The organism is Salinivibrio sp. IB282 (genome assembly GCF_001995685.1).
Taxonomy (GTDB): Bacteria; Pseudomonadota; Gammaproteobacteria; order Enterobacterales; family Vibrionaceae; genus Salinivibrio; species Salinivibrio kushneri.
Genome location: NZ_MUET01000072.1, coordinates 1 through 12,804, shown reverse-complemented (window position 1 = coordinate 12,804; position 12,804 = coordinate 1). Strand labels below are relative to the sequence as shown.

Sequence of the window (12,804 nt, the reverse complement as noted above, 5' to 3'; positions counted from 1 at the left end):
AGGCGCTGCAGCGCGCGTTTGCCAGTGCAGGTGGCATGTTGCTGCGCGGTGATCAAGTCACAAGCGGCGAGTTTGACGACAGTGGCCGCCTCACCGCATTACATACCCGTCAGTTAGAGGATATTCCGTTAACCGCAGAGGCAGTGATCTTGGCGACGGGAAGCTATTTTAGTCGCGGCTTGAATGCGGATCGCACCCAAGTTAGCGAGCCAACACTGGGGTTAGATATGGTACAAAGCCCTGACCGCAGCGAATGGCGCAATGACGACTTTTTCAGCCAGCAAAGTCATCCTTTTATGGCCTTCGGTATTAACACGGATAACCAACTGCGGCCTACCGCGCGCGGAAAACGTTGTCAAAACTTGTTTGTATGTGGGGCGGTACTCAGTGGTTACGATCCCGTATTTGAAGGTTGCGGCGGAGGCGTTGCGGTTGCAACAGGCTACGCCGCGGCACAACGAGCACTTGCCGTGATGGCAAACGCTAAGGAGGCCATATGTTAACCGAATGGCTTAAACAGAGAGAATATCGCGACCATGCACCGCAGCCCACCAGTTTTGACCAGTGTATCAAGTGTACCGTCTGCACTGTGTACTGCCCAGTGTCGAAAGTGAATCCGGCGTATCCGGGCCCCAAAGAGTGTGGGCCGGACGGCGAGCGTCTGCGGATCAAAAATCCAGAGTATTATGACGACCTACTCAAACTATGCACCAACTGCAAACGCTGCGAAACCGCCTGTCCTTCCGGGGTGAAAATTGGCGATATCATTGCGGTGGCGCGCGGTAAACACGGCAAGAAAAACATCAACCCCAAGCTGATGCGTGATTACGTGCTCAGCCACACCGACCTGTTTGGCACGCTCGCTAACCCAGTCGCGCCACTGGTAAATGTGATGACGGATCTGAAACCAGTGAAAACGGTGATGCATGCCACCATTGGGGTAGATAAACATAAATCCTTGCCTAAGTATTCTTTTGGTACCTTCCGCCGCTGGATGAAAAGCCAAACGGCGGCACAAGCTGAATACCCCAAACAAGTCAGCTATTTTCACGGTTGTTATGTGAATTTTAACAATCCGCAGCTCGGCAAAGACTTGGTCACAGTAATGAATGCGATGGGCTATGGCGTTCAGCTATTAGAGAAACACAAATGCTGTGGTGTCCCCTTAATTGCTAACGGTTTTTATGATAAAGCAAGACGCAATGCCACCGCCAATACCGCGATGATTGCCGATTCTGTTGCCGACGAGCGCCCAGTGATCGCGACGTCATCATCGTGTGCGCTGACACTCAAAGAAGAATATCCGCATGTACTGGGTGTCGACAATCAGCATGTGGCAGGACAAATTAGTTTCGTGACCCGTTTTTTACTCAAAGCGGCAATGAATGGCGAGATGCCCAAGCTAAAACCCGTCAATAAACGGGTGGTGTATCACACCCCTTGTCACTTGGCGCGCAGTGGCAATGCGATGTTCACCATTGAGCTATTGCGGATGATCCCCGGGCTAGAGGTGATTGTGCTCGATAGCGAGTGTTGTGGTTTGGCAGGCACCTATGGCTTTAAAACCGAGAACTATCAAACCTCGATTGCGATTGGTAGTGGCTTATTTGCCCAGATTGAAGCTGCGCAGGCGGACTTTGCGATCACCGACTGTGAAACCTGTAAATGGCAAATTGAAGAAAACACGTCGCTGGAAGCCTTGCATCCGGTCAGTGTGCTGGCGATGGCCGTTGAGGCTCCATCAGCGTCTTGAACTTCGCCGCAAAGAACAGCGCCACCGCATAGGGTGGCGCTGTTAGTCTGAGAGTGCGCGCTAGCGACTCGCTTTGGATGGTGTCGAGGCGGTGGGCTTGCCAACCGGCTCTGCCAGTAAAGACTTCATCACGCTGATGGTCATTAAGATCACCAACACACTGATGGGTAGGGCGGTAACCATGTTTGCGGTTTGTAGGGCGCGTAAGCCACCGGCGACCAACAATACCGCGGCGACGGCACCGATCATGGTGCCCCAGAAGACTCGAAAGCGTTTGGGCGGGTTGTCATTGCCCATCGACAAAATCGTGGTCAGCACGAGGGTGCTTGAGTCTGACGAGGTAATAAACCAGCTAAACAGCAAGAAGATCATCATGGCGTTGAGAATCCAACCCCAGATCCCGCCACCGGTAATGCCATCAGCGGTGGCAAACAGCGCCGCCGGTAAGTCCCAACCGTTGACCAAATCAATAATGCCGGCGGTGCCAATCCCAGCATCGGCAACAAGCTCTTGATGTAAGGCGTTACCACCAAAAATCGCCAGCCAAGCAAAAATCATCAATGTTGGCGCACACAGCACGCAAACCACAAACTCGCGCAAGGTGCGGCCGCGAGAAATACGCGCAATAAACAAGCCAATAAAGGGCGCCCAGCCAATCCACCAGCCCCAATAGAAAATGGTCCAAGCGTTTTGCCACGCGGTGGGACCTTGCGCCTCTGGGAACCATAGCCCCATCGGAATGAATTCGACCAAATAGTCGCTCAGTGAAGCGCCAAAGATCTGCACTAACCAAGCCGTAGGCCCGCCGAATAAAAAGTAGGCGATCACCAACGCTGAGACGATAATATTCCACTCGGAAATAATGCGGATCCCTTTGCCGACGCCAGACAGAGACGACATGATTGAGGCCACGGAAATCAAAACGATCAGGATAACCTGAGTCATGACACCCGGGTCGATGCCAAATAAGCGATCGAGCCCCACCGCGATCTGACTGACACCTAACCCGAGCGAGGTGGCGACACCGAATACGCAGCCCAGGACCCCCAAGATATCGATAATATGGCCGATGGGCCCGTAAATGCGATCGCCAATCAGAGGGTGCACCGTGGAACGTAGTGCGAGAGGCAGCTTTTTCCGAAACGAGAAATAGGCGAGCGCGAGGCCGACAATCACATACACCGCCCAGCCGTGAAAGCCCCAATGGAAGTAGGTGACACGCAACGCATCGGCGGCGCGATCAAAGCCCATGGTGGTGGCACCGGCCATATCCGCATACGGGTTGTTGGGGTAGCCGAACGCACCACTTGTATCAAAGTAGAGCGTGGGTTCGGCTACCCCAAAAAACAGTATGCCAACGCCGACACCCGCGGAAAACAACATGGATAGCCACGAGAAGGTGCTAAACTCGGGCCGGTCATCGTCATCACCCAACCGAATGTTTCCTAAACGCGTGACGGCAATCGTCAAGCTGGCGACCAGTAACAGCACCAACACCAACATGTAATACCAACCAAAGGTCGACTCCACCCAGCCACGTGCCGCGGCAAATACACGGCCGGCTAAATCAGTATTAAATCCGGTAAAAAACACGAAGACACAAACCAGGAGCGTGGCGGCGATCATCATATTTTTATGAACACCTTTAAACAGGCCGGTCTGTGTGACGCAATCGGCAAACGGATGCTGCAATGCGCTGGCATTACTCGCATCCGACGTACTTCGTGTTGACATGAATCGTTCCTCTTTTAACAACAAAACGCGCAACAATTTACGCAACACAAGCACCCTTTGCAAAAAAAAGAGTCGGTAATCACATTATGTTCGGTGGAGGTGTTGAGAAAAGCAGCGAAATGTGTCGATAAGACGGCCAGTGGCGGATTGTCTTCGTACACTTAGGGTTAATAAAAATCTTAATAGAGTGTCTAGGAGTGAGATGATGAAACCACAACCCGCTTCGCGCGATACCATGCTGCAACTTGGGTACCTTGGCTTACTTCCTTTTATTGGCGGTGTGCTCGTCACCTGGGCCGATCTGACCTTATTCGGTCTCAGTGGCGAGCAGCTATTTTTGAGCTATAGCGCGGTAATTTTAAGCTTTTTATCCGGCGTTTTATGGGGCAATGGCATCGATCACTTTTCCCATAAACTTAGCCGTAATGCGTTATTGCTGAGCAACCTGTTTGCACTCTTGGCTTGGGGGGCGCTTATTCAAGGCGCGACCCAATACCTGATCGCGACTGGGCTGCTTGCGACCGGTTATTTAGCGGTATGGCTGGCGGAAAAATGGATCCGAAAAAGCGAGAGTGAAGACACGTCCTCTGCCTATCAAACCATGCGTGGCCGCTTGACGATAGCTGTTGTGGCTTGTCATGGATTGCTGCTCATTGTGGTGTGAGCAGTAAAAAGGCCACCAAGAAAAACCCTACCGAGAATGAACCTATTGCAGCAATAGGCCGTAACCGTTACCTCGTGCGCAAAAAAACAAGTAACTTTACAGTGGAATTAGGGGGCAGCGGGGTAACCAATGACGATTATACAGTATTTACGCGTGGTGTTTCTGGCACTCGGCATTGCGGTTGCGGCGAGCGGGGCGTACTTGTTCAGCGAAATAAACACGGTCAAGGCACAGTTTAATGATGTGGTAGAGCGTAATGTTCGCCTGCTGAGCACTGTGTCTGACTTGCGTTATTATACCGTCACTTATCGCCGCTTCGCACTCGATTACGGGTTAACCGATGACAAACAAGCGCATCGCGATATTTTGGTGAAAATAGAGCGCAACGATCAAGAGGTTGGCGAAGCACTTGACCGAATGAAAGCACTCACGGTGAGTGACAGTAATACAGAGGCCGTGGCCACGATAGAAACGCGCCTGAACAATTACCGTGAGATGCAAAACGATTATATTTCGCTTATTGATAACGGGCGAATTGATGATGCGCGCCGTAAAATGTTAGGCCCCATGTTGGCGCCGTTTGACCAGATAGTCGCGAATCTCGCCACATTGCAACAGACGTTGGAAGACCAAGCCAACGCGATAAAGACGCGAGAATCGGAAAAAATTGAGCGTCTCATTTATATTGGTATTGCCGTGATTATTGCTCTGGTTGTGCTGATGGCGGGTGTGGCGTTATTGCTACAACAGCGAATACGTGGGCCGCTGGCGAAGCTAGTTACTCAGATGCAGCGGGTGGAAAGCGGTGATCTTACCCAACGGTTGGATCTCGATACGTTTAACCGCGACGAGCTGGGACAAGCAGCGAATACCTTTGCGCAAATGCAAGAAAGCATTACCGAGCTGATAGGGTCGTTAGTGAAAGGCACTAAGCGATTACAAACGGTCAGTGATGAGCTATCGACCCAGGTGAGCCATACCGTGAATAGCGTTGAGCAACAGCGGGGTGAACTCTCACAGCTTGCGAGCGCGATGACGCAGATGGAGTCTACCTTCGGTGAAGTGGCCAGTAACACTGTCAATGCGGCGGAACATACTGATAAATCGCGTGAATACGCAGAGCAAGGCCGACAAACGTTTGAGCAGTCGTATCAGCAAAGCGTGGCGGCTAAAGATCAAGTTAATGAAGCCTCGCAAGTGATTGAGGCGTTAACCGAAGATAGCGAAAATATCGGTAAAGTCTCGGAAGTGATTAGTACCATCGCCGAGCAAACCAACTTGCTCGCGCTCAACGCGGCTATTGAGGCGGCTCGCGCGGGCGAAGCGGGTCGAGGCTTTGCGGTCGTGGCTGATGAGGTACGAGGATTGGCAACCAAAACCCAATCATCGACCGATGAGATCAACCAGATCATTGAAGGACTGCAAACCAAAGCGCGTCAGGCCTACAAAGTGATGAGCGATAGCCAAACCTTGACGCAAAAAGGGCTGGATGATGCCAAGCATGCGGCAGAAGCGATCAACACCATTAATGATGCGACGCAGCAGGTATCTGAAATGACCGGTGCGATTGCTACCGCGACCGAAGAGCAAACCACGGCAGCGGCGGATCTGAACCAAAATGTGTCGGCGATTCACCAAGCGGCAGAGTCACTTGCCGAGACCGCAGAGCAAACCCGTCAAGCCTATGAACGCTTGGAAAAAGAAAACGCCAGTATTAAAGAGCAAGCGGAGGCCTTTAGGTTATAACTGTACCCACCGACACCATCCACCAACAGAAAGTGCGCGAATGGCGCGCACTTTTTATTCCCGCCGCAAACGCATTAGCGAAACAAATATCTCAACGAAATAAATACAAAGATAAAAAATAGTTGATGCTTTTATTCACCTCCCGGAGCACGGCAACCAAGCCGGCATCACTGTGTTCGGTCATATCCCAAGGCACAAATTTTCCGTAACGGGGCAAGGGTAGTCCAGATTGTACGGCGGCTGGATTCACGGCAACTAGATAATCAACATATGTCAATGTCAGCTCGGCCAGCGGGCAAGGCGTGATCCCAGAGGTTGAGAGTTGAAATTGAATAAGTGCTTTTGACGCTTGTGCAGTATGCATGGTGCTGGATGTATGTGCGCAGTAGACATCAAAAAAGCTGCTCGCTTTACTTTTCATCAAGGCGGCGGCCATCAAGGAGACGCCATGTACACCATCGCACAAAAACAAAACCACTGGCTTACTCGGCGCGGTATCATTATGCATCGGGAACGCGTCGGCACGCGCGTCTAACGGGACATTGTCTTTGGCATCTATCATTGCCTTTACTCATCTAAAAAGTGGAAGACAGGACGTCTATCGGCGCATCTCGTCGACGCGCATCAGCCCTGGATGCGTTTATCCTAGCCCGCCATGTGTTCAGCGCCAGCGTGGTAAAAACAACTTTTGAATCTGTTACCAATGCGCCGCACTGTCATCAAACCTTCATGATTGCATAAAGGAACTGTCACTTTGTGCTCTTAATGTGTCTCCCCGTTAACCGAGTTCTTCGTTATGTGTAGATAAACTGATTTGCACAGCACTAACTTAAATAATCGACTTGGAGGTTGATGTGAAACTTAAAGCTCTCTTTGCAGCTACTACAGTATCAATGGCCGTGCTGGCCTCAGGTAGCGCAACGGCCGCAAACCGTGATTACATTAGCATCGTTGGCTCTTCTACTGTTTACCCTTTTGCTACTGTAGTTGCTGAGCGCTTCGGTCGCACGTCGCAATACTCAGTACCAAAAATCGAATCTACCGGTTCAGGCGGCGGTCTTAAGCTGTTCTGTGCAGGTGTGGGTGAAAACACGCCAGATATCACTAACGCATCACGTAAAATTAAAAGCTCGGAAATCGACCGTTGTAAGTCAAACGGTGTTGACGACATTGTTGAAATCAAAATCGGTTATGACGGTATTGCGCTGGCAAACTCGAAAATGTCTCAGCAATATGACCTGAGCTTGAAAGAGATCTACACCGCGCTCGCTAAAACCGTGCCAGACGGCAACGGCAACTTTATCGACAACCCAAATGAAACGTGGAAAGACGTGAACCCATCACTGCCTAACACCAAAATTGAGGTGCTAGGTCCACCACCAACATCAGGGACGCGTGACGCTTTTGTTGAGCTAGCCATGGAAGCGGGCTGTGCCGAGTACCCAGAAGTGGCGGCGCTTGAAGACAGCAACGAAGACAAATTCAAAGCGATTTGTCACGGCATGCGTGAAGACGGTGCTTTCATCGAAGCGGGTGAGAACGACAACCTTATCGTACAAAAGCTTGAAGCAAACCCAGATGCACTTGGTATCTTCGGTTACAGCTTCCTAGAGCAAAATGCTGACAAGGTACAAGGCTCAAAAATCGCGGGCGTTGAACCAACATTTGACGCGATTGGTAGTGGCGACTATCCCGTATCACGTTCACTGTACTTCTACGTGAAAAAAGCACACGAAGACGTGATTCCAGGTCTGAAAGACTACGTAAGCGCATTCACTGCTGAAGATGCAATCGGCAACATGGGTTACTTGGCTGACCGTGGCCTTATCCCACTCGACAACGGTGAATGGAAACAAGTACGCAGCGCCGCAGTTGACCTAAAACCAAACCTGTAAGCGCAGTGTGAACACGAAAAGGTGGCACACATGAGGTGCCACCTTTGTGCGTGTTCAGGAGGAACAATGACAACACCCATGCTGATGACCGTGATTGCTATTATTGCAATTTCAGGCTTTTTTATTGCTCGATCACGTTCAATCAAGCTCGCCGATACGGCTGGCGGATTGAGTAAGCTTCATTCTCGTCCTAATTATTACGGCTCTTATGTTGCGATTCTCGCGGCTATTCCGGCACTGGTTCTCTTATTGTTGTGGCAAGCGGTAGAACCCAACTTGATCCACAGTTTGGTGATGGCACAACTGTCTGATTCGTATGTCACGCAGTTCGGCAACGCCGACTTGCTATACAGTCAGATTGGCAACGTCGCTCGTGGCATCACCCAAACTGACGATGCTGTCTTGTTGGCAGCGGCTGACCATTATCAAATGTTGAACCAACTGGGAACGACGTTGCGTTTCACCGCCATGACATCGCTTGCATTAGCGGGGTTGGCCTTTGGCTGGCGCTCTCTGCGATTACGTCTTCGCGCTCGAAATCGCGTGGAAAATGTGATGCAGGCTTTTTTGCTGCTTTGTTCAACACTCGCGATTTTAACCACACTGGGCATTGTGCTCTCGGTGTTGTTTGAGGCGTTGCGCTTTTTCCAAATGATCCCAGTCACTGAATTTATCTTTGGTACTGAGTGGTCACCGCAAATTGCCTTACGTGCAGACCAACAAGCGGCCAGTGGCTCGTTTGGTGCGATTCCACTGTTTACCGGCACCTTAATGATCTCGTTTATCGCCATGTGCATTGCGGCACCAGTCGGGTTGATGAGTGCGATCTACTTGGCCGAATATGCATCGCCGCGTATACGGGGTATCGTCAAACCGATTTTGGAGATCCTGGCAGGTATTCCAACCGTGGTTTATGGCTTCTTTGCCGCATTGGTGGCCGCACCCTTTATCCGTGATGTGGCACAGGCGATCGGCTTTAGCAGCGCGTCGTCAGAGAGTGCACTGGCTGCCGGTGCGGTGATGGGGATCATGATTATTCCTTTTGTGTCGTCATTATCAGACGATGTGATCACTGCTGTACCGCAATCGCTACGTGATGGCTCGTATGGACTGGGCGCGACGCCGTCAGAAACGGTTCGCAAAGTGGTTCTACCGGCTGCATTACCCGGCATTGTGGGTGGCTTATTGCTGGCTGTTTCACGTGCAATTGGCGAAACCATGATTGTCGTAATGGCGGCGGGTCTGTCGGCTAACCTAACGGCTAACCCCCTTGATTCAGTGACCACAGTGACGGTGCAGATTGTCACGCTTCTTGTAGGTGACCAAGAATTTGATAGTCCAAAAACCTTGGCGGCGTTTGCTTTGGGTCTGACCTTATTTGTTGTGACACTGGCACTTAACGTGATTGCGTTGAACATCGTGAAGAAATACCGGGAACAATATGACTGATAAAATCGAACAACTGGCGCAAGAAAAGCGTGCAAGGGTAAGGGCCAGCTTAGCAAAGCGCCGCGGGAAAGAAGGACGTTTCCGTTTTTACGGTATCGGCTCTATTTTCCTTGCGTTTACCTTCTTGGTTCTATTGCTCGGCTCGATCGTCTCGCAAGGCTACACCGCTTTCTACACCACGGAACTTCGCTTGACCGTTGATTTAAGTGAAGAAAACCTAGGAATTGAAGGCAAGCCCTTAAATGATGAGACCCTTAAATACCTGGGCTATCGCTCAGTATTGGCAGATGCCATTTTTGATGCCATGCCCGAGGTGACATCGCGTGGCGACAAACGTGAGCTGTTCCGTTTTCTGTCTAACGGTGCCGAGTACGACTTACGCGACCGTGTGGCAGCCAACCCTGACTTGGTGGGTCAAGAGGTTGAAATTTGGGCACTCGCGGGCGATAACGTCAATCAGTTTAACAAAGGCAATATCGATGGCAGCTTGCCGGAGTCTTATCGCCAGTTTAAAGACAAACACATTGGTTGGTTCAACCAGCTAAAAGAGGACGATCGAGTTCGCACCGTGTTTAACTCGCGCTTTTTCACCAATGGTGACAGCCGTGATGCTGAGCTCGCTGGGATCTGGGGCGCGACCGTGGGCTCTTTCTATACGCTGCTGGTGACACTGGCATTAAGCTTCCCCATTGGGGTGGCGGCCGCGATTTACTTAGAAGAGTTCGCACCACGTAATCGTATTACTGAGATTATTGAAATTAACATCAATAACCTGGCAGCGGTACCGTCGATCGTGTTTGGTTTGCTGGGCTTAGCCGTGTTCCTCAACTTTGCCGACCTGCCGCGCTCTGCGCCGGTTGTGGGCGGCTTGGTCCTGACACTGATGACACTGCCAACCATCATTATCTCGAGCCGCGCATCTATTAAAGCGGTACCGCCATCGGTACGTGATGCCGCCTTGGGTGTCGGCGCATCAAAAATGCAAATGGTGATTCACCATGTATTGCCACTTGCCATGCCTGGCATGCTCACCGGCACCATTATCGGCATGGCGCAAGCGCTGGGCGAAACCGCGCCGCTGCTGATGATTGGTATGGTGGCCTTTATCGTGGATATCCCCTCAGGGCCCCTAGATGCCGCCACTGCGTTACCCGTTCAAATTTATTTATGGGCAGAGAATCCTGAAAAGGGCTTTGTCGAAAACACCTCTGGCGCAATCATGGTATTGCTGGCATTCCTTGCCCTTATGAATGCCTGTGCCGTGATTCTGCGTAAGCGTCTTGAACGACGCTGGTAAGTCGGGAGAAACAACCATGACGACGACAACAATGAACAACCTAGCCATGACTGAAGAAGTAGCAGAAACCACGCCGCAAAATACGGCGGCACCGACTGAAACGTGTGGTGTGCCTTTTGTAGAGAGCCCACGTATGACGGCTCGTAATGTCTTTGTGAATTACGAAAACGGCTCAAAATCAGCGATCACCGATGTCAGCTTGGATATTGGTGAAAAAGAAGTCTTGGCGATGATTGGTCCATCAGGCTGTGGTAAGTCTACCTTCTTGCGCTGTCTCAACCGCATGAACGACACCATTCCTGGCTGCCAAGTGTCGGGTGATATTATTTTGGATGGCGAAGATATCTATCATCGCGACACCGAAATTGTGGAGCTTCGCTCGCAAGTGGGCATGGTATTCCAGCGTCCTAACCCGTTCCCGAAATCGGTTTACGATAATGTGGCATATGGCCCACGTATCCATGGCTTGATTGACGGCAAAGACGAGTTGGATGCATTGGTTGAGCAATCACTCACGCGCGCAGGGCTTTGGAACGAAGTGAAAGATCGCCTCGATCAGCCAGCAACAGGTCTATCAGGCGGTCAGCAGCAGCGTCTGTGTATCGCACGTACCATTGCGGTCGCGCCGGAAGTGATCTTGATGGATGAGCCTTGTTCGGCGCTAGACCCGATTGCCACCGGTATCATTGAAGAGCTGATTGCCGATCTGAAGAAAAACTTCAGCATCGTGATCGTCACACACTCTATGCAGCAAGCGGCACGTGTGTCCGACCGCACCGCCTACTTCCACCTTGGTGACTTGGTTGAAGTCAACAGCACACAAAAAGTCTTTAATGACCCTGAGCACAAACTGACCTCTGATTACATCAACGGTCGATTTGGCTAAATAAACGGCGGGGCAAAGGAGAGAAAAGCGCTGAAAACAGGCTTTTGCTGATAAAATCAGCACTTAAGTGCGAAAAAGTAAAAATGGACTTTACATCGCTCTGAGCTGCCTCTAGTATACGCCCCGTTCCGGAGAGATGGCTGAGTGGTTGAAAGCACCGGTCTTGAAAACCGGCAAGGGTTAATAGCCCTTCTAGGGTTCAAATCCCTATCTCTCCGCCACATACCGAAAGCCGCTGCTCAGTCAGCGGCTTTTTTGCATTTATTGTCCCGCAAACTCCCAAACTCTGACCGCGCCAACATTTTAGGCGATTCTGTCTAAACAGCTATTCTGCACTTTGGTATTCTAACCGTTTATGTTTCTTCCTCTTACATGGCCTTTTGGACGCCGACAACCAAAGGGCGGTAGCGTGGAACGCAACAAAACGCCTACATAGATGCACGCTTTCTCATGACCGATTCACACTTTCCCGGGGCGAAAAAATAAAAAACACGAATAATCAATCGGTTAAAAGTACAAGCGCGGGGATAATGTGAACACCTCAACCGGGATAGGCGGCATGCACATTATCACCAATGAGGATTTGATGAGAAAGATGGAAAACCGCATGATTATCATGAGGTTATAGATAAAACAGGGCGTATAACGATTTTGACAAATCGAGCACGCACACTAGTACAATGTTAGCTTCACAGAGCTCATACAAGGATAAGAACATTGAGTAAACTCTCAGAGACTTATATTCACTTAGATATAAATCTAGACGAAATTGGCAAGTCTAGATTAAAGGAGTACCTATCGAATAAAGCTCCGCTGTATGCAGAAGGAATCTACAGTCAAGACCTAGAGTTTGCCGTATTTGTTGAAGATGGCTCTCTAAAGGTTTGGCTGGCGACTGCAGGAATAATTTATGCGGGAGTGGCTGGATATGGCTCTTTCAGATCTGGCATTGACTATTTGGTTAAAGACGCCAGAGCAATTTCTGAGAAGGTTTTCGAAGATGTAAAGCAATCGGGTGTACCTCAAGACCGTGTTATTAATTTCCAGCGACGTTTGGGTGTCCCAGGACAAATTAAAAGGGTATTGGCTGAAACAAGAAGATTAGAGCGAGAAAGCTCGAATCTTACGGAAGAGGAAAGGAGTGTACGACTGGCATCGATTAGAAGAACAATGGAAAGGATTTCAAAAAATCTTGATCATCAAGAGGATGCAGATTTACTACGTAGTAATCTTCCCGATCTGCTAAGGGATTCGATACCTAAAAGACTTCCTCAGCGAGATATAGAAAGAGCTCGATTGATTGCCTTAAAGCCTGAGGAATATGAAAGCCTCGTAAATCTTCCGGTCAGCTACCCAGCACTATCTACTGATAGACAATAT

The 12,804-nt window shown here is 50.3% G+C and carries 11 protein-coding genes and 1 tRNA gene; 10 read left to right on the top strand and 2 right to left on the bottom strand.

What is annotated here, in order from left to right:
- Together glpB and glpC are read left to right on the top strand one after the other, a co-directional pair.
- The coding region (glpB, locus tag BZG14_RS12765) for an anaerobic glycerol-3-phosphate dehydrogenase subunit GlpB (RefSeq protein ID WP_108743560.1) at window positions 1-503 on the top strand (503 nt) is incomplete at its 5' end.
- Complete coding sequence (glpC, locus tag BZG14_RS12760) at window positions 497-1,753, top strand: anaerobic glycerol-3-phosphate dehydrogenase subunit GlpC (RefSeq protein ID WP_077608898.1); 1,257 nt, start codon at window positions 497-499, stop codon at window positions 1,751-1,753. The genes glpB and glpC, both read left to right, overlap by 7 nt.
- Before the next feature lie 60 nt (window positions 1,754-1,813).
- Here glpC and BZG14_RS12755 read toward each other — a convergent pair whose 3' ends face one another.
- Complete coding sequence (locus BZG14_RS12755; protein ID WP_077608897.1) at window positions 1,814-3,487, bottom strand: BCCT family transporter; 1,674 nt, start codon at window positions 3,485-3,487, stop codon at window positions 1,814-1,816.
- Between the two features lie 202 nt (window positions 3,488-3,689).
- Between BZG14_RS12755 and BZG14_RS12750 the strand changes: the two genes are divergently transcribed.
- Together BZG14_RS12750 and BZG14_RS12745 are read left to right on the top strand one after the other, a co-directional pair.
- Window positions 3,690-4,151 carry a DUF3429 domain-containing protein gene (locus BZG14_RS12750; RefSeq protein WP_241824172.1) on the top strand — a complete coding sequence of 154 codons (462 nt, stop codon included), beginning with the start codon at window positions 3,690-3,692 and terminating at the stop codon, window positions 4,149-4,151.
- A 129-nt stretch (window positions 4,152-4,280) separates the two neighbouring features.
- Window positions 4,281-5,897, top strand: a complete 1,617-nt coding sequence (locus tag BZG14_RS12745) for a methyl-accepting chemotaxis protein (RefSeq protein ID WP_077523509.1) — start codon at window positions 4,281-4,283, stop codon at window positions 5,895-5,897.
- Between the two features lie 91 nt (window positions 5,898-5,988).
- On the opposite strand, the gene BZG14_RS12740 is transcribed toward BZG14_RS12745, so the two are convergent.
- Entirely contained in the window at window positions 5,989-6,459 is a 471-nt protein-coding gene (locus BZG14_RS12740) for a hypothetical protein (RefSeq protein ID WP_077608896.1), read from the bottom strand.
- 292 nt (window positions 6,460-6,751) lie between these two features.
- On the opposite strand from BZG14_RS12740, the gene BZG14_RS12735 reads away from it, so the two are divergent.
- The 6 genes from BZG14_RS12735 to BZG14_RS12710 form a co-directional block, all read left to right on the top strand.
- Window positions 6,752-7,792: a substrate-binding domain-containing protein gene (locus tag BZG14_RS12735; protein WP_077486917.1), complete on the top strand. Its 1,041-nt coding sequence runs from the start codon at window positions 6,752-6,754 to the stop codon at window positions 7,790-7,792.
- Window positions 7,793-7,858: 66 nt separating this feature from the next.
- Window positions 7,859-9,241 (top strand): phosphate ABC transporter permease subunit PstC, encoded by a 1,383-nt coding sequence (gene pstC, locus BZG14_RS12730; RefSeq protein WP_077608895.1) that lies wholly within the window; start codon window positions 7,859-7,861, stop codon window positions 9,239-9,241.
- Window positions 9,234-10,538, top strand: coding sequence for a phosphate ABC transporter permease PstA (gene pstA / locus BZG14_RS12725; RefSeq protein WP_077608894.1), 1,305 nt, complete (start codon window positions 9,234-9,236; stop codon window positions 10,536-10,538). The genes pstC and pstA overlap by 8 nt, the downstream gene beginning before the upstream one ends.
- A 133-nt stretch (window positions 10,539-10,671) precedes the next feature.
- A complete protein-coding gene (pstB, locus tag BZG14_RS12720; RefSeq protein ID WP_218089801.1) occupies window positions 10,672-11,424 on the top strand; it encodes a phosphate ABC transporter ATP-binding protein PstB in 753 nt (250 codons plus the stop codon).
- Window positions 11,425-11,554: 130 nt separating this feature from the next.
- Window positions 11,555-11,645 (top strand) — tRNA-Ser (locus BZG14_RS12715).
- A gap of 496 nt (window positions 11,646-12,141) precedes the next feature.
- A partial coding sequence (locus tag BZG14_RS12710) for a hypothetical protein (RefSeq protein WP_077608893.1) occupies window positions 12,142-12,804 on the top strand: 663 nt, incomplete at its 3' end.